We start from the raw sequence: 17,727 nt of genomic DNA, 5'->3' as shown, positions 1-17,727 counted from the left end.
GCCCGGATGCGCCTGACCCAGATTGTTCAAAGCGGCTTGCCGACTGACCCCGGATTTGAGTGACCACCATGCCAAAACGTACAGACATCAAAAGCATCCTGATTCTCGGTGCCGGCCCGATCGTGATCGGCCAGGCCTGTGAATTCGACTACTCCGGCGCCCAGGCCTGCAAGGCCCTGCGCGAGGAAGGTTTCCGCGTCATCCTGGTGAACTCCAACCCAGCCACCATCATGACTGACCCGGCCATGGCCGACGCCACCTACATCGAGCCGATCAAGTGGCAGTCGGTGGCCAAGATCATCGAGAAAGAGCGTCCGGACGCCGTTCTGCCGACCATGGGTGGCCAGACCGCACTGAACTGCGCCCTGGACCTGGAGCGCCACGGCGTTCTGGAGAAGTTCGGCGTAGAGATGATCGGTGCCAACGCCGACACCATCGACAAGGCTGAAGACCGTTCGCGCTTCGACAAGGCCATGAAGGACATCGGCCTGGAATGCCCGCGCTCCGGTATCGCCCACAGCATGGAAGAGGCCAATGCGGTCCTCGAGAAGCTCGGCTTCCCATGCATCATTCGCCCGTCGTTCACCATGGGTGGTACTGGCGGTGGTATCGCTTACAACCGTGAAGAGTTCGAAGAAATCTGCACCCGTGGTCTGGACCTGTCGCCGACCAAAGAGCTGCTGATCGACGAATCGCTGATCGGCTGGAAAGAGTACGAGATGGAAGTGGTCCGCGACAAAAAGGACAACTGCATCATCGTCTGCTCGATCGAAAACTTCGACCCGATGGGCGTGCACACTGGTGACTCGATCACCGTTGCTCCAGCGCAGACCCTGACCGACAAGGAATACCAGATCATGCGCAACGCCTCGCTGGCGGTGCTGCGTGAAATCGGTGTCGAAACCGGCGGTTCCAACGTGCAGTTCGGTATCTGTCCGAACACCGGCCGCATGGTCGTCATCGAGATGAACCCGCGCGTATCGCGTTCGTCCGCCCTGGCTTCCAAGGCCACCGGCTTCCCGATCGCCAAGATCGCCGCCAAGCTGGCCATTGGCTACACCCTCGACGAGCTGCAGAACGACATCACCGGCGGCCGCACTCCGGCTTCCTTCGAGCCGTCGATCGACTACGTCGTCACCAAGCTGCCACGCTTTGCCTTCGAGAAATTCCCGAAAGCCGACGCGCGCCTGACCACCCAGATGAAATCCGTGGGTGAAGTCATGGCCATCGGCCGTACCTTCCAGGAGTCCCTGCAGAAAGCCCTGCGTGGTCTGGAAGTCGGTGCCTGCGGTCTGGACCCGAAAGTCGACCTGGCCAGCCCTGAAGCTGCCGGCATCCTCAAGCGCGAGCTGACCGTGCCGGGCGCCGAACGTATCTGGTACGTCGCTGATGCCATGCGTTCGGGCATGACCTGCGAAGAAATCTTTGCTCTGACCGGCATCGACATGTGGTTCCTGGTGCAGATGGAAGATCTGATCAAGGAAGAAGAGAAGGTCAAGACCCTGGCCCTGTCGGCCATCGACAAAGACCTGATGCTGCGCCTCAAGCGCAAAGGCTTCTCTGACCAGCGTCTGGCCAAGCTGCTGGGTATCACCGACAAGAACCTGCGCCGTCACCGCCACAAGCTCGAAGTGTTCCCGGTGTACAAGCGCGTCGACACCTGCGCCGCCGAGTTCGCCACCGACACCGCCTACCTGTACTCCACCTACGAGGAAGAGTGCGAGGCCAACCCGTCCACCCGCGACAAGATCATGATCCTGGGTGGCGGCCCGAACCGTATTGGCCAAGGTATCGAGTTCGACTACTGCTGCGTACACGCGGCTCTGGCGCTGCGTGAAGACGGTTACGAGACCATCATGGTCAACTGCAACCCGGAAACCGTCTCCACCGACTACGACACCTCCGACCGCCTGTACTTCGAGCCGCTGACGCTGGAAGACGTGCTGGAAGTGTGCCGCGTCGAGAAGCCAAAAGGCGTGATCGTCCACTACGGCGGCCAGACCCCGCTGAAACTGGCGCGTGCCCTGGAAGAAGCCGGCGTACCGATCATCGGTACCAGCCCGGATGCCATCGACCGTGCCGAAGACCGTGAGCGCTTCCAGCAGATGGTTCAGCGTCTGAACCTGCTGCAGCCGCCAAACGCCACCGTGCGCAGCGAAGACGAAGCCATCCGCGCTGCTGGCAGCATCGGTTACCCGCTGGTTGTGCGCCCGTCGTACGTACTGGGCGGCCGCGCCATGGAAATCGTCTACGAACTGGACGAGCTCAAGCGCTACCTGCGTGAAGCGGTACAGGTGTCGAACGACAGCCCGGTACTGCTCGACCACTTCCTCAACTGCGCCATCGAGATGGACGTGGATGCGGTGTGCGACGGCACTGACGTGGTGATCGGCGCAATCATGCAGCACATCGAGCAGGCCGGCGTTCACTCCGGCGACTCGGCGTGCTCGCTGCCACCTTACTCGCTGAGCAAGGAAGTGCAGGACGAAGTCCGCGTACAGGTCGCCAAAATGGCCCTGGAGCTGGGCGTTGTCGGCCTGATGAACGTGCAGTTGGCCCTGCAGGGCGACAAGATCTACGTGATCGAAGTCAACCCGCGCGCCTCGCGTACCGTGCCGTTCGTGTCCAAGTGCATCGGCACTTCCCTGGCCATGATCGCTGCCCGCGTAATGGCCGGCAAAACCCTGAAAGAGCTGGGCTTCACCCAGGAAATCATCCCGAACTTCTACAGCGTCAAGGAAGCCGTCTTCCCGTTCGCCAAGTTCCCGGGGGTTGACCCGATCCTCGGCCCTGAGATGAAATCGACCGGTGAAGTCATGGGTGTCGGTGACACCTTCGGTGAAGCGTTCGCCAAAGCCCAGATGGGTGCCAGCGAAGTGCTGCCGACTGGTGGTACCGCGTTCATCAGCGTGCGTGACGACGACAAGCCACAAGTGGCTGGCGTTGCCCGCGACCTGATCGCCCTGGGCTTCGAAGTGGTTGCAACTGTCGGCACCGCCAAGGTTATCGAAGCGGCTGGCCTGAAGGTGCGCCGTGTGAACAAGGTGACCGAAGGTCGTCCGCACGTGGTCGACATGATCAAGAACGACGAAGTGTCGCTGATCATCAACACCACCGAAGGCCGCCAGTCGATCGCTGACTCCTACTCGATTCGTCGCAATGCGCTGCAGCACAAGATTTACTGCACAACTACCATTGCGGCCGGTGAAGCCATCTGTGAAGCGCTGAAATTCGGCCCTGAAAAGACCGTTCGTCGCTTGCAGGATCTGCATGCAGGACTCAAAGCATGAGCATTACCAAGTACCCGATGACCGTCCAGGGCGCTCGCGCCCTGGAAGAAGAGCACCTGTTCTTGAGCAAGACCGAGCGTCCGCGCTTGAGTCAGGCTATTGGCGAAGCCCGCGAACTGGGCGATCTCAAGGAAAACGCCGAATACCATGCCGCCCGTGAGGAGCAGGGTATGGTCGAAGCGCGTATCCGCGACATCGAGGGCCGTCTGCAGAACTCGGTGGTGATCGATATCACCACCATTCCGCATACTGGCAAAGTGATCTTCGGTACCACCGTGCTCTTGGCTAACGCCGAGACCGGTGAAGAAGTGACCTACCAGATCGTTGGTGAAGACGAAGCCGATATCAAGCAGGGCAAGCTCTCTGCTGGCGCACCCATCGCCCGAGCCATCATTGGCAAGGAAGAGGGTGATGTTGCAGCGGTCAAGACACCTAGCGGTGTGGTCGAGTACGAGATTGTCGAAGTCAAGCACATCTGACCGGCGCCAGCGCGCGCCATCCCTCGAGGGGATCCTCTGGCAGCTGGCCCAGGTATTCTGGGTCGGCGGCTTGTGGGTGTTCCATGTGGGCTTGGTGCCGGCGCTCAAGGTCAGTGGCCTGGCGCCGTTGCTGGTGCACGACGTGGCTGCGCAGATCGACCGTTGGTTGATTGGCGTGGCTTGGCTCGGGTTGATGACCCAGCTGGCGGTGTTGGCGAGGGTGGAGGGCCTGGCGGCCTGGTGGCGGCAATTTCGCGGCCAGATGCTGCTGCTCGGCTTTGCTGCCTGCGTCAGCTACTACACGCTACGCTACGGGATATCCGTGGGCGAACGTTGGCAGATGTTCTGCTTTTTGGTGCTGGGCTTCTCCGGCATCGTGCTGGTGGCCCAGCCGGTCCCGGTCAGGGCGCGCAAGGCGCGCCACTGATCGGAGCCACCGTTACTTGAAGCGGTGGATGTTCGACAGCTGCTTGTTCGGTTGCGGGTTCTTGCGGTAGATCAGCGCTTTTTTGCCGATGGTCTGCACCAGTTCGGCGCGGCCGGCCTTGCACAGCCCGGCGATGGCGGCGGCACGTTCTTCGCGATCCTCGGAGCGAATTTCGACCTTGATCAGCTCATGGTCGGCCAGGGCGCGTTCCAATTCGGCGATAACGCCTTCGTTCAGGCCGTTGCCGGCAACGATCAAGACCGGCTTCAGGTCGTGACCAATAGACTTGTACTGCTTCTTCTGCTCGTTATTGAGCGGCATAATCTGACCCTTTTCGTCTGATTCTGTAAAATTGGTAGCCATTTTACCCGAGGGCCTGTGGCTCCGCCCAGTCAATCACGACGCTAATCATCGAGGTGCCCCGTGGTACAGCGTTCTAAAAGCAGCCATAACTGGCTGAGAGAGCATTTCAACGATCCTTTCGTCAAGCAGGCGCAGAAGGATGGTTATCGCTCGCGTGCGAGCTACAAACTGCTGGAGATCCAGGAAAAGGACAAGTTGATCCGTCCTGGCATGAGCGTAATCGACCTGGGCGCGGCCCCGGGTGGCTGGTCGCAGGTGACCAGTCGTCTGATTGGTGGCCAAGGTCGGTTGATCGCCTCCGACATCCTGGAAATGGACTCGATCCCGGATGTCACCTTCATTCAGGGCGACTTCACCGAGGACGCGGTGCTGCAAAGCATCCTTGAAGCGGTCGGCAATTCACACGTGGACCTTGTGATTTCCGATATGGCCCCCAATATGAGTGGTACGCCTGAGGTGGACATGCCGCGGGCCATGTTCCTCTGCGAGTTGGCACTGGACCTGGCGACCCGGGTTCTGCGTCCAGGCGGAGATTTCCTGATCAAGATCTTCCAGGGCGAAGGTTTTGATGTGTACCTCAAGGACGTGCGCAGCAAGTTCGACAAGGTGCAGATGCGCAAGCCGTCCTCCTCGCGGGATCGATCCCGTGAGCAATACCTGCTCGGCAGGGGCTTCAAAGGGGCGTGAAATGGCACTTGGCGTGGTGGGTGATAGTTAATTCCAATCAGCCGCCGCGTCAGGATTGTCCGAACTTCGTGTAGTCTAGGTTTCACAAAGGGTTACAGACGGCACCTGCGGATGCGTGGGTAATGTAGTAAGTTAGGGCGGTGAATATCATGCGAGGCACGGCTGCGTCGTGCGCCGACCTCAGAGGGTAGCTAATTGAACGACATGGCAAAGAATCTGATCCTGTGGTTGATCATCGCGGCCGTCCTGGTGACGGTGATGAACAACTTCTCCAGCCCGAACGAGCCGCAAACCCTCAACTACTCTGACTTCATCCAGCAGGTCAAAGACGGTAAGGTCGAGCGAGTCACGGTCGACGGTGCCGTCATTACCGGCAAGCGCACCGATGGCGACAACTTCAAGACCGTACGTCCGGCCATCGCCGACAACGGCCTGATTGGCGACCTGGTCAACAACAATGTTGTTGTCGAAGGTAAGCAGCCTGAACAGCAAAGCATCTGGACCCAACTGCTGGTAGCCAGCTTCCCGATCCTGGTGATCATCGCGGTGTTCATGTTCTTCATGCGCCAGATGCAGGGCGGTGCGGGCGGCAAGGGCGGGCCGATGAGCTTCGGCAAGAGCAAGGCGCGCCTGCTTTCCGAAGACCAGGTCAAGACTACCTTGGCTGACGTCGCCGGTTGCGACGAGGCCAAGGAAGAAGTTGGCGAACTGGTCGAGTTCCTGCGCGATCCGGGCAAATTCCAGCGTTTGGGCGGTCGTATTCCACGCGGCGTGCTGATGGTTGGCCCGCCAGGTACCGGTAAGACCCTGCTGGCCAAGGCCATCGCCGGTGAAGCGAAGGTGCCGTTCTTCACTATTTCCGGTTCCGACTTCGTCGAAATGTTCGTGGGTGTTGGCGCAAGCCGCGTTCGTGACATGTTCGAGCAGGCCAAGAAGCACGCGCCGTGCATCATCTTCATCGATGAAATCGACGCCGTCGGTCGCCACCGTGGCGCCGGCATGGGCGGCGGTCACGACGAGCGCGAGCAGACCCTCAACCAATTGCTGGTCGAGATGGACGGCTTCGAGATGAACGATGGCATCATCGTTATCGCTGCCACCAACCGTCCAGACGTGCTCGACCCGGCGCTGCTGCGTCCTGGTCGCTTTGACCGCCAGGTGGTGGTAGGGCTGCCGGATATCCGTGGTCGCGAGCAGATCCTCAAAGTGCATATGCGCAAGGTGCCGATTGGCGAGAACGTCAACCCTGCCGTTATTGCACGTGGTACTCCGGGCTTCTCCGGTGCCGACCTGGCCAACCTGGTCAACGAAGCGTCGCTGTTCGCTGCTCGTTCGAGCAAGCGGGTAGTTGAAATGAAGGAGTTCGAGCTGGCCAAAGACAAGATCATGATGGGCGCCGAGCGCAAATCCATGGTCATGTCCGAGAAGGAAAAGCAGAACACCGCTTACCACGAAGCAGGTCACGCCATCGTTGGTCGTGTCGTGCCTGAGCATGACCCGGTCTACAAGGTCTCGATCATTCCGCGCGGCCGTGCGCTGGGTGTGACCATGTTCCTGCCTGAGGAAGACCGTTACAGCCTGTCCAAGCGTGCGCTGATCAGCCAGATCTGCTCGCTGTACGGCGGCCGTATCGCCGAAGAAATGACCCTGGGCTTCGATGGCGTCACCACTGGTGCCTCCAACGACATCATGCGTGCCAGCCAGATTGCGCGGAACATGGTCACCAAGTGGGGCCTGTCCGAGAAGTTGGGCCCGCTGATGTATGCCGAGGAAGAAGGCGAGGTGTTCCTGGGTCGCAGTGCAGGTTCCCAGCACGCCAGCGTGTCGGGCGAAACCGCCAAGCTGATCGACTCCGAGGTGCGCAGCATCATCGACCAGTGCTATGCCACGGCCAAGCAGATTCTTACCGAGAACCGCGACAAGCTTGACGCAATGGCCGAAGCCCTGATGAAGTACGAAACCATCGATGCCGACCAGATCGACGACATCATGGCCGGTCGTACACCACGCGAGCCTCGTGACTGGGATAACGATGCCGGCACCTCCGGCAACCAGGCTTCCCAGGGTGATCGACCGGAGTCGCCGATCGGCGGTCCTGCGGCTCAACACTAAGGGTTATCATGACCTCACAGCTGTACCCGACCCGGTTGCCTTGCGGCAACCGGGTTCTTGATTTGTCCCGTACCCATGTCATGGGTATTCTCAATATCACCCCTGATTCCTTCTCCGACGGTGGCCGTTTCAGCCAGCGCGATGAAGCCCTGCGCCATGCCGAAGCCATGGTCGCGGCAGGTGCCACCTTGATCGACATCGGCGGCGAGTCCACTCGTCCAGGTGCCCGGGCAGTGTCTGTCACCGAGGAGCTCGAGCGCGTGGCGCCGATGGTCGAGGCGATCAACAGTCGCCTGGATGTGGTTATCTCGGTCGATACCTCTACCCCAGCAGTGATGCGCGAGTCGGCCCGTCTGGGCGCTGGCCTGATCAACGACGTGCGCGCGCTGGAGCGCGATGGTGCGTTGGACGCCGCCGCGGCGACCGGCTTGCCGGTGTGCTTGATGCACATGCGCGGTGACCCGGATAACATGCAGGACAACCCCCACTACGACGATGTCACCGTCGACGTGACGCGCTATCTTGAACAGCGTATGGCGGCCTGCGTGGCGGCCGGAATCAGCGCCGAGCAGATCGTCCTCGACCCGGGCTTTGGTTTTGCCAAGACCCTCGAGCACAACCTGAGTCTGTTCAAGCACATGGAGGCGCTCTATCGCCTCGGTCGCCCGCTGTTGGTGGGCGTATCGCGCAAGAGCATGATCGGCCTGACCCTGGATCGTCCGGTCGGTGAGCGGTTGTATGGCAGCTTGGCCCTGGCAGCCCTGGCCATGACCAAGGGTGCAAGCATCCTGCGTGTGCACGATGTGGCTGAGACAGTCGATGTGGTGCGCATGATCGCCGCCGTGCAGAACGCCGAATAAGAACACTGGAGTTCCTATGAGCAGAAAATACTTTGGTACCGATGGTATCCGTGGCCGCGTTGGCGAATATCCGATTACTCCGGACTTCATGCTCAAGCTGGGCTGGGCGGCAGGCATGGCCTTCCGCAAGCAGGGTGCTTGCCGGGTGTTGGTGGGCAAGGACACGCGGATTTCTGGCTACATGTTCGAATCTGCGCTGGAGGCCGGTTTGTCCGCGGCCGGTGCCGATGTGATGTTGCTCGGGCCGATGCCAACTCCGGCGATCGCCTACCTGACTCGCACCTTCCACGCCGAGGCGGGGATCGTTATCAGTGCTTCGCACAATCCTCATGATGACAACGGTATCAAGTTCTTCTCCGGTCAGGGCACCAAGTTGCCCGACGAAGTCGAGATGATGATCGAGGAGCTCCTCGACCAGCCGATGAATGTGGTCGAATCGAGCAAGCTGGGCAAAGTTTCCCGGATCAACGATGCCGCGGGTCGCTACATCGAGTTCTGCAAGAGCAGCGTCCCGAGCAGCACCAGCTTCGAAGGTCTGAAGCTGGTGATCGATTGTGCTCACGGTGCTACCTACAAAGTCGCGCCAAGCGTGTTCCGCGAGTTGGGCGCCGATGTCACGGTGCTGCACGCACAGCCCGATGGCCTGAACATCAACCTGAACTGTGGCTCGACCCATATCGAGTCGCTGCAGGCTGCGGTGTTGGTCGGTCATGCCGATTTGGGCATCGCCTTCGATGGTGATGGCGATCGGGTGCTGATGGTTGACCATACCGGCGCTATCGTCGACGGCGACGAACTGCTGTTCATCATCGCCAGGGACCTGCAGGAACGCGACAAGCTGCAGGGTGGGGTGGTGGGTACCCTGATGAGCAACTTGGGCCTGGAACTGGCCTTCAAGGAGCTTGATATCCCCTTCGTGCGCGCCAAGGTTGGCGACCGCTACGTGATGGCCGAGCTGATCGAGCGTGAGTGGATCCTCGGTGGGGAAAACTCCGGGCACGTGGTGTGCTGTAACCACACCAGCACCGGTGATGCGATCATTGCCGCGCTGCAGGTGCTGATGGCGCTCAAGCGTCGTGGCGAGAACCTCGCCCAGGCGCGTCAGGCGGTGCGCAAGTGCCCTCAGGTGCTGATCAATGTGCGCTATGGTGCCGGTGCCGACGATCCGTTGGAAAACCCTGCGGTGAAAGAAGCCAGTGCCAAGGCTACCGAGGCGATGGCCGGTCGCGGCCGGGTGCTGCTGCGCAAGTCCGGCACCGAGCCGCTGGTGCGGGTGATGGTCGAAGGCGATGATGAACATCAGGTCCGTGGCCATGCCGAAGCCTTGGCTAAGCTGGTTGCCGAAGTTTGTGCGTGAAAGACCCTTGCCAGCGCAGTTCGGGTTGGGTAAGATCTGCGCCCACTTTGACCGACGAGGTAAAGCATGCGTCGCCCCATGGTAGCTGGTAACTGGAAGATGCACGGTACCCGCGCCAGCGTCGCTGAGCTGACCCAGGGCTTGAGCAATCTGTCCCTGCCGAGCGGTGTAGAAGTTGCGGTTTTTCCTCCCGCCTTGTTCATCAGTCACGTGATTGATGGGTTGGCTGGTAAAGGAATTATCGTTGGGGCACAGAATTCTGCTGTACAGTCCGAACAGGGCGCGCTGACCGGCGAAGTTGCACCGAGTCAGTTAGCTGAAGTGGGTTGCAAGTTGGTGCTGGTCGGGCACTCTGAGCGTCGCCAAATCATTGGTGAAAGCGATGAAGTGCTCAACCGCAAGTTTGCAGCCGCTCAGGCAAGTGGTTTAACGCCAGTGCTTTGCGTAGGGGAAACCCTCGAAGAGCGTGAGGCAGGCAAGACGCTCGAAGTTGTAGGGCGTCAACTAAGCAGTATCATCGATGAGTTCGGTGTTAAGGCTTTTGCCAATGCTGTAATCGCCTATGAGCCTGTATGGGCCATTGGTACGGGTTTGACGGCCTCGCCTCAACAGGCTCAGGATGTGCATGCTGCCATCCGTAAGCAGTTGGCGGCAGAGAACGCCGAAGTTGCCGAGAATGTGCAGCTTCTCTACGGCGGCAGCGTGAAGGCGGCCAATGCGGCCGAACTGTTCGGCATGCCGGATATCGATGGGGGGCTCATTGGTGGAGCGTCCCTGAACGCAGACGAATTCGGTGCAATTTGTCGCGCCGCAGGAAACTGAACAAATGATGGAAACAGTCGTAGTTGTTTTTCATCTGTTGGCTGCACTGGCACTGGTAGTGCTGGTATTGCTGCAACAGGGTAAAGGTGCGGAAGCAGGTGCATCTTTCGGCGCAGGTGCTTCTAATACTGTGTTCGGAAGCCAAGGTTCTGCTACCTTCCTGAGTAAATTTACTGCTATACTCGCTGCCACTTTCTTTTTAACTGCACTTGGGTTAGGATACTTCGCGAAAGAGCAAGCTCACCAGCTGACTCAAGCAGGTCTGCCAGATCCAGCAGTTTTGGAAGTTAAAGAGCAGAAGCCGGCAGTAAATGATGATGTACCGGTGCTCCAGGAGCAGAAGAGCGAAGCCACCAACACTGGTGATGTACCTCCTCCGAGCCAAGAGCAGAAGTAACGGGTTTCAAGAAGTAGTATTGCCGAGGTGGTGGAATTGGTAGACACGCAACCTTGAGGTGGTTGTGCCCATAGGGTGTAGGGGTTCGAGTCCCCTTCTCGGTACCAATTGAAGCAAGAGAGCCCGCTTTAGCGGGCTTTCTTGTAGGTGGAGGTCGGATTGACCCAGTAGCGGGTTCAGTCTTATACTTTCGCCCCAGCTTTGTCGCGGGGTGGAGCAGCTTGGTAGCTCGTCGGGCTCATAACCCGAAGGTCGTTGGTTCAAATCCAGCCCCCGCAACCAGCTTCAGCGGAGCCCCTTTTCAGGGGCTTTTTGCTAGCCGAACAGTTTTAGGCGTCGTTGTCCAACGGCGCTTTCAGGGATGGGCGCTTTGCCCATTTTTTATTTGCACAGCATGCACGAGGGGGTTCAGGTGTCGAGCAAGCTAGAACAGTTGCAGGCCTTGTTGGCCCCGGTTGTCGAGGGTCTGGGCTATCAGTGCTGGGGGATCGAGTTCATCTCCCAGGGCAAGCATTCGGTGCTGCGTATCTACATCGACAAGGAAGGCGGAATCCTGGTGGACGACTGCGAAGCAGTCAGCCGACAGGCCAGCGCGATCCTCGATGTGGAAGATCCGATTACTTCCGAATACACCCTTGAAGTGTCCTCTCCTGGCATGGATCGCCCGCTGTTCACGCTTGAACAGTTTGCCTCGCATGCCGGCGAGCAAGTGAAGATCAAGCTGCGTTCACCCTTCGAGGGTCGTCGTAACTTCCAGGGCCTTCTCCGCGGCGTGGAGGAGCAGGATGTGGTCGTCCAGGTAGACGATCAAGAGTTCCTGTTGCCGATCGACTCGATCGACAAGGCCAATATTATTCCCAGTTTTGACTGAGACGTGCCGGACCCGGCGGACTATCCGGGCCCAATGGCTTGCGCAAGGCGAGGCGTACGATGAGCAAAGAAGTACTGCTGGTTGTTGAATCGGTATCCAACGAAAAGGGTGTACCGCCCGGCGTCATTTTCGAGGCGCTGGAAGTGGCTCTGGCCACTGCAACCAAAAAACGTTTTGAGGACGAAGTCGACCTGCGTGTGGAAATCAACCGCCACACCGGTAGCTACGAGACCTTCCGTCGCTGGACCGTGGTCGACGAAGCCGATCTTGATGATCCGGCGATCGAGACCTGGTTGGACAAGATTCACGAGACCCACCCTGAAGCCAAGGTCGGTGACGTGATCGAAGAGAAGATCGAGTCTATCGAATTCGGTCGCATCGCCGCTCAGACCGCTAAGCAGGTCATCGTGCAGAAGGTCCGCGAGGCCGAGCGTGCGCAAGTGGTCGACGCTTACCGCGAACGTGTTGGCGAGATCATCTCCGGCACCGTGAAGAAGGTCACCCGCGACAACGTCATCGTCGACCTGGGCAACAACGCCGAGGCGTTGCTGGCTCGCGAAGACATCATTCCACGCGAGACTTTCCGGGTTGGCGTGCGCCTGCGTGCGCTGCTCAAGGAAATCCGCACTGAGAACCGCGGTCCGCAGCTGATCCTGTCGCGTACCGCGCCGCAGATGCTGATCGAACTGTTCCGCATCGAAGTGCCGGAAATCGCCGAAGGCCTCATCGAGGTCATGGCCGCTTCCCGTGATCCGGGTTCGCGCGCCAAGATCGCCGTTCGCTCCAAGGACAAACGCATCGACCCGCAAGGCGCCTGCATCGGCATGCGTGGTTCGCGTGTTCAGGCGGTGTCCGGCGAGTTGGGCGGTGAGCGTGTGGATATCGTCCTGTGGGACGAGAACCCCGCGCAATTTGTCATCAACGCCATGTCGCCGGCTGAAGTCGCGGCGATCATCGTTGATGAGGATGCCCACGCCATGGATATCGCCGTGGCCGAGGACAACCTGGCCCAGGCCATCGGTCGTGGTGGTCAGAACGTTCGCCTGGCAAGCCAGCTCACCGGCTGGACCCTGAACGTGATGACCGAGAAGGACATCCAGGCCAAGCAGCAAGCCGAGACTGGCGACATCCTGCGCAACTTCATCGACGAGCTGGAAGTCGACGAAGAGCTCGCCCAGGTGCTGGTCGACGAAGGCTTCACCAGCCTGGAAGAAATTGCCTACGTACCGTTGGAAGAAATGCTCAACATCGATGGCTTCGACGAGGATATCGTCAACGAGCTGCGCGCTCGTGCCAAGGACCGCCTGTTGACCAAAGCCATCGCTACCGAGGAAAAACTGGCAGACGCCCATCCGGCCGAAGACCTGCTCTCGCTTGAGGGTATGGACAAGGACCTGGCGGCCGAACTGGCGGTGCGCGGCGTGGTTACCCGCGAAGACCTGGCCGAGCAGTCGATTGACGACCTGCTCGACATCGACGGCATCGACGAAGAGCGTGCCGGCAAGTTGATCATGGCCGCCCGAGCCCACTGGTTCGAGTAATTAGGCGCGGCCTGAGGAGAGAAGTGCATGACGCAAGTCACGGTGAAAGAATTGGCCCAAGAGGTCGCTGCACCGGTTGAGCGCCTGCTGCAGCAGATGCGTGAGGCAGGTCTGCCGCACACCGACGCCGGTCAGGTAGTGACCGACAATGAGAAGCAGGCTTTGCTGGCTCATCTGAAGAGCAGCCACAAGGCAAAAGTGGAAGAGCCGCGCAAGATCACCTTGCAGCGCAAAACCACCAGCACCCTGCGTGTCGCCGGTAGCAAGAGCATCAGCGTAGAAGTACGCAAGAAGAAAGTTTTCGTTCAGCGCAGCCCGGAAGAGATCCAGGCTGAGCAGAACCGCGAGCTGGAAGAGCGCCGCGCCGCTGAAAACGCTGCACGCGACAAGGCTAACGCCGAAGCGCGTCAGCGCGCCGAGGAGCAATCCCGTCGCGAAGCGCCACAAGCCGCTGTTGCCAGCAAGCCTGAGGCCGCGCCTGCCGCTGCCCCGGTGGCTGCTGCCCCAGCTGCGGCCCAGGAGCCTGTGAGCGAAGAAGCCGCAGTCCGCGCAGCCGAGCGCAAGAAAGAAGAAGCGCGTCGCACCGAAAACCGCACCCGCGATGAAGATCGTCGTGGCGGTCGTGGCGAAGCGCCGCGCGTCTCGATCAAGGTCAAGGTCAAGGAGAAAGAAAAAGCTCCGACGCCTCGTGCCGCTCCGCGTACCACCGAAGAAGAAAGCGATGGCTTCCGTCGCGGTGGCCGTGGCAAGGGCAAGCTGAAAAAGCGCAACGCGCATGGCTTCCAGAGCCCGACCGGTCCAGTCATCCGTGACGTGACCATCGGCGAGACCATCACGGTTTCCGACCTGGCCAACCAGATGTCCGTCAAGGGCGCTGAAGTAGTCAAGTTCATGTTCAAGATGGGTACTCCGGTCACCATCAACCAGGTGCTCGATCAGGAGACCGCCCAGCTGGTCGCCGAAGAGCTCGGCCACAAGGTCACCCTGGTCAGCGACACTGCCCTGGAAGATTCCCTGGCCGAATCGCTGAAGTTCGAAGGTGAGAGCGTACCGCGTGCTCCGGTTGTGACCGTCATGGGTCACGTTGACCACGGTAAGACCTCGCTGCTCGACTACATCCGTCGTGCCAAGGTTGCCGCTGGCGAAGCCGGTGGTATCACCCAGCACATCGGTGCTTACCACGTCGAAACCGACCGCGGTATGGTCACCTTCCTCGACACCCCAGGTCACGCTGCGTTTACCCAGATGCGTGCCCGTGGTGCCAAGGCGACCGACATCGTCATCCTGGTGGTGGCGGCGGACGACGGCGTGATGCCGCAAACCCGCGAAGCCGTTCAGCATGCCAAGGCAGCTGGCGTTCCGCTGGTCGTTGCAGTGAACAAGATCGACAAGCCGGGTGCCGACCTCGATCGCATTCGTAACGAGCTGTCCGTCGAAGGCGTGACCTCCGAGGACTGGGGTGGTGACACTCCATTCGTCAAGGTTTCGGCGAAGATGGGTACCGGTGTCGACGAGCTGCTCGAAGCCGTACTGCTGCAGGCCGAGATCCTCGAGCTCAAGGCCACCCCAACCGCGCCTGGTCGTGGTGTCGTGGTCGAATCGCGCCTGGACAAGGGCCGCGGCCCAGTTGCCACCATCCTGGTTCAGGACGGTACGCTGCGTCAGGGCGACATGGTCCTGTGCGGTTCGAACTATGGCCGCGTTCGCGCCATGCTCGACGAGAACGGCAAGCCTGTGAAAGAAGCCGGTCCGGCCATTCCAGTCGAGATCCTCGGCCTGGACGGCACGCCGGAAGCCGGTGACGAGCTGTCGGTAGTGGCTGACGAGAAGAAGGCCCGTGAGGTCGCTCTGTTCCGTCAAGGCAAGTACCGTGAGGTCAAGCTGGCCCGCGCTCACGCTGGCAAGCTGGAAAACATCTTCGAGACCATGGGTCAAGAAGAGAAGAAGACCCTCAACATCGTCCTCAAGACCGATGTTCGTGGTTCTCTCGAAGCGCTGCAGGGCTCGCTCGGCGGCCTGGGCAACGACGAAGTGCAGGTGCGCGTGATTGGTGGTGGCGTCGGTGGTATCACCGAGAGCGACGCCAACCTGGCCCTGGCGTCCAACGCGGTGCTGTTCGGCTTCAACGTGCGTGCCGATGCCGGTGCCCGCAAGATCGTCGAGCAGGAAGGTCTGGATATGCGTTACTACAACGTGATCTACGACATCATCGAAGACGTCAAGAAAGCCCTGACCGGCATGCTCGGCAGCGATGTTCGCGAGAACATCCTGGGCGTCGCCGAAGTGCGTGACGTGTTCCGTTCGCCGAAGTTCGGCGCCATCGCTGGCTGTATGGTCATCGAGGGTACCGTTCACCGCAACCGTCCGATCCGCGTACTGCGCGAGGACGTGGTGATCTTCGAAGGCGAGCTGGAATCGCTGCGTCGCTTCAAGGACGACGCGGCCGAAGTCCGCTCGGGCATGGAGTGCGGTATTGGCGTCAAGAGCTACAACGACGTCAAGGTCGGCGACAAGATCGAAGTCTTCGAGAAAGTCCAGGTGGCTCGTACCCTGTAAGGGTCGAGCTGGCAGAAGCCTCGCCCCAGGGCGGTTGGCAACGCCTCTGCAGGTAGCGCCCGGTCCGGCTTCAAGCCTGGCCGGGCGTTTGCCGCTTTAAGTTACAGGTAGCAAAGAATGGCAAAAGAATATAGCCGTACCCAACGCATTGGCGATCAGATGCAGCGTGAGCTGGCCGAGCTGATCCGCCGTGAAGTCAAAGACCCGCGCGTCGGCCTGGTGACCATCACCGCCGTCGACGTCAGCCGTGACCTGGGCCATGCCAAGGTGTTCATCACGGTCATGGGCCAGGAAGATGCCCCCGACGCGATCAAGCAGTCGGTCAAGGCGCTGAACAGCGCCGCCAGCTTCCTGCGCCTGCACCTGGGGCGCTCGATGCAACTGCGCAGCGTGCCGCAACTGCATTTCCATTTCGATGAAAGCGTCAGCCGCGGTGTGCACCTGTCGGCACTGATCGAGCGTGCAGTGGCTGAAGACCGTCTGCATCAGGGTTCCAACGAGCCGGACACCAAGGAGTAACGGGTGGCCCAGGTCAAACGAATCCGCCGCAACGTCAGCGGCATCATCCTGCTCGACAAGCCATTGGGGTTCACCTCCAACGCCGCCTTGCAGAAGGTCCGCTGGTTGCTCAATGCCGAGAAGGCCGGCCATACCGGCAGTCTCGATCCCCTGGCCACCGGCGTGTTGCCGCTGTGCTTCGGTGAAGCGACCAAGTTCTCCCAATACCTGCTCGATTCCGATAAAGGTTACGAGACGGTCATGCAGTTGGGGCAGACTACCAATACCGCCGATGCCGAAGGCGAAGTCTTGCAGACTCGCGAGGTGACCGTTGGTCGCGCCGATATCGAGGCCTTGCTGCCACGTTTTCGCGGCCCGATCAGCCAGATCCCGCCGATGTACTCGGCGCTCAAGCGTGACGGTCAACCGTTGTACAAATTGGCCCGTGCAGGAGAGGTAGTGGAGCGCGAGGCGCGTTCTGTTACTATTAACCGCTTGGAGCTGCTCGAGTGCGAAGGCACCCGTGCGCGCCTGTCGGTTGGTTGCAGCAAAGGCACCTATATTCGTACCCTGGTGGAGGATATCGGTGAGGCGCTGGGCTGTGGTGCCTATGTCGCCGAACTGCGTCGAACCCAGGCTGGCCCCTTCGAGTTGGCACAGACCGTGACCCTCGAGGCGCTCGAACAAGCCCATGCCGAAGGTGGCAATGAAGCGCTCGATCGCTTCCTGATGCCGTCCGATAGCGGGTTGCAGGACTGGCCGCTGGTGCATCTATCCGAGCACAGTGCGTTCTACTGGCTGCATGGCCAGGCAGTACGTGCGCCGGATGCGCCGCAGTTCGGCATGGTCCGGGTACAAGATCACAATGGTCGCTTCATCGGTATCGGTGAAGTGAGCGAAGACGGGCGCATTGCGCCGCGTCGCTTGATTCGGTCGGAATGACCGATACCAGCTGCGAAAGCCTTGGCTGACACAGGTGGATACGAGGATGGCTGTCAGTAGGCACGGTCACACCTCTTTTTATTAATACAGGGTTCGTCCCTGGCCTATTGGACCCCGCTTGCGGGATCCGTTTATCTGGAGATGCCAAATGGCCCTCAGCGTTGAAGAAAAAGCTCAAATCGTTGCCGACTATCAGCAAGCCGCCGGCGACACCGGTAGCCCGGAAGTGCAGGTTGCTCTGCTGACCGCCAACATCAACAAACTGCAAGGCCACTTCAAGGCCAACGGTAAAGACCACCACTCGCGTCGTGGCCTGATCCGTATGGTTAACCAGCGTCGTAAGCTGCTGGACTACCTGAAGGGCAAAGACACCACTCGTTACAGCGCCCTGATCGGTCGTCTGGGTCTGCGTCGCTAATAGCGGCCTGGCCAGTGGTGTGCATGGCGTGTCGCATTCTTCGGCAGTGCTGCTTGGCAGCGCTACCGTCGGACACGCTACGCGTATCTTCGAGGTTGGCAGCCTGG

The 17,727-nt window shown here is 60.1% G+C and carries 16 protein-coding genes and 2 tRNA genes; 17 read left to right on the top strand and 1 reads right to left on the bottom strand.

From position 1 onward, the window contains the following. The first annotated feature begins 68 nt into the window (after positions 1-68). The 3 genes from carB to HU737_RS19035 are packed head-to-tail and all read left to right on the top strand — an operon-like array spanning position 69 to position 4,196. The gene (gene carB / locus HU737_RS19045; protein WP_186556502.1) at positions 69-3,290 is read left to right on the top strand and encodes a carbamoyl-phosphate synthase large subunit; all 3,222 of its coding nucleotides are present in this window, start codon (positions 69-71) and stop codon (positions 3,288-3,290) included. After that, entirely contained in the window at positions 3,287-3,769 is a 483-nt protein-coding gene (gene greA, locus HU737_RS19040) for a transcription elongation factor GreA (RefSeq protein WP_186556501.1), read from the top strand. Before carB ends, greA begins: the two co-directional genes overlap by 4 nt. Continuing rightward, entirely contained in the window at positions 3,747-4,196 is a 450-nt protein-coding gene (locus HU737_RS19035) for an MFS transporter (RefSeq protein WP_186556500.1), read from the top strand. Before greA ends, HU737_RS19035 begins: the two co-directional genes overlap by 23 nt. 12 nt (positions 4,197-4,208) lie before the next feature. On the opposite strand, the gene yhbY is transcribed toward HU737_RS19035, so the two are convergent. Continuing rightward, positions 4,209-4,517 carry a ribosome assembly RNA-binding protein YhbY gene (gene yhbY, locus HU737_RS19030; protein WP_186556499.1) on the bottom strand — a complete coding sequence of 103 codons (309 nt, stop codon included), beginning with the start codon at positions 4,515-4,517 and terminating at the stop codon, positions 4,209-4,211. A 102-nt stretch (positions 4,518-4,619) separates the two neighbouring features. Between yhbY and rlmE the strand changes: the two genes are divergently transcribed. The 14 genes from rlmE (at position 4,620) to rpsO (ending at position 17,620) form a co-directional block, all read left to right on the top strand. Then, positions 4,620-5,246, top strand: coding sequence for a 23S rRNA (uridine(2552)-2'-O)-methyltransferase RlmE (rlmE, locus tag HU737_RS19025; protein WP_186556498.1), 627 nt, complete (start codon positions 4,620-4,622; stop codon positions 5,244-5,246). Positions 5,247-5,450: 204 nt separating this feature from the next. Further along, a complete protein-coding gene (gene ftsH, locus HU737_RS19020) occupies positions 5,451-7,358 on the top strand; it encodes an ATP-dependent zinc metalloprotease FtsH (RefSeq protein ID WP_186556497.1) in 1,908 nt (635 codons plus the stop codon). An 8-nt stretch (positions 7,359-7,366) separates the two neighbouring features. Then, positions 7,367-8,218 (top strand): dihydropteroate synthase, encoded by an 852-nt coding sequence (gene folP / locus HU737_RS19015; protein ID WP_186556496.1) that lies wholly within the window; start codon positions 7,367-7,369, stop codon positions 8,216-8,218. 16 nt (positions 8,219-8,234) lie between these two features. Next, positions 8,235-9,575: a phosphoglucosamine mutase gene (glmM, locus tag HU737_RS19010; RefSeq protein ID WP_186556495.1), complete on the top strand. Its 1,341-nt coding sequence runs from the start codon at positions 8,235-8,237 to the stop codon at positions 9,573-9,575. Positions 9,576-9,641: 66 nt separating this feature from the next. Beyond that, the gene (gene tpiA / locus HU737_RS19005; protein ID WP_186556494.1) at positions 9,642-10,397 is read left to right on the top strand and encodes a triose-phosphate isomerase; all 756 of its coding nucleotides are present in this window, start codon (positions 9,642-9,644) and stop codon (positions 10,395-10,397) included. A 4-nt stretch (positions 10,398-10,401) separates the two neighbouring features. Continuing rightward, a complete protein-coding gene (gene secG, locus HU737_RS19000; protein ID WP_186556493.1) occupies positions 10,402-10,794 on the top strand; it encodes a preprotein translocase subunit SecG in 393 nt (130 codons plus the stop codon). Between the two features lie 21 nt (positions 10,795-10,815). Continuing rightward, positions 10,816-10,901 (top strand) — tRNA-Leu (locus HU737_RS18995). Between the two features lie 98 nt (positions 10,902-10,999). Further along, positions 11,000-11,076, top strand: a tRNA-Met gene (locus HU737_RS18990). 130 nt (positions 11,077-11,206) lie between these two features. Further along, positions 11,207-11,665 carry a ribosome maturation factor RimP gene (gene rimP / locus HU737_RS18985; protein ID WP_186556492.1) on the top strand — a complete coding sequence of 153 codons (459 nt, stop codon included), beginning with the start codon at positions 11,207-11,209 and terminating at the stop codon, positions 11,663-11,665. Between the two features lie 59 nt (positions 11,666-11,724). Then, on the top strand, positions 11,725-13,206 hold the full coding sequence (nusA, locus tag HU737_RS18980) for a transcription termination factor NusA (RefSeq protein ID WP_186556491.1): 1,482 nt from the start codon (positions 11,725-11,727) through the stop codon (positions 13,204-13,206). A gap of 27 nt (positions 13,207-13,233) precedes the next feature. Beyond that, positions 13,234-15,762 carry a translation initiation factor IF-2 gene (gene infB, locus HU737_RS18975; RefSeq protein ID WP_186556490.1) on the top strand — a complete coding sequence of 843 codons (2,529 nt, stop codon included), beginning with the start codon at positions 13,234-13,236 and terminating at the stop codon, positions 15,760-15,762. A 117-nt stretch (positions 15,763-15,879) separates the two neighbouring features. After that, a complete protein-coding gene (gene rbfA, locus HU737_RS18970; protein WP_186556489.1) occupies positions 15,880-16,281 on the top strand; it encodes a 30S ribosome-binding factor RbfA in 402 nt (133 codons plus the stop codon). A 3-nt stretch (positions 16,282-16,284) separates the two neighbouring features. After that, positions 16,285-17,202: a tRNA pseudouridine(55) synthase TruB gene (gene truB, locus HU737_RS18965; RefSeq protein ID WP_186556488.1), complete on the top strand. Its 918-nt coding sequence runs from the start codon at positions 16,285-16,287 to the stop codon at positions 17,200-17,202. A 148-nt stretch (positions 17,203-17,350) separates the two neighbouring features. Then, the gene (rpsO, locus tag HU737_RS18960) at positions 17,351-17,620 is read left to right on the top strand and encodes a 30S ribosomal protein S15 (protein WP_009404303.1); all 270 of its coding nucleotides are present in this window, start codon (positions 17,351-17,353) and stop codon (positions 17,618-17,620) included. The last annotated feature ends 107 nt before the right edge of the window (positions 17,621-17,727 follow it).

It is taken from the genome of Pseudomonas urmiensis (assembly GCF_014268815.2).
GTDB classification, from domain to species: domain Bacteria; phylum Pseudomonadota; class Gammaproteobacteria; order Pseudomonadales; family Pseudomonadaceae; genus Aquipseudomonas; species Aquipseudomonas urmiensis.
Note: the sequence above shows the minus strand (reverse complement) of the source record. Positions and strands in the feature narration are given on the sequence as shown.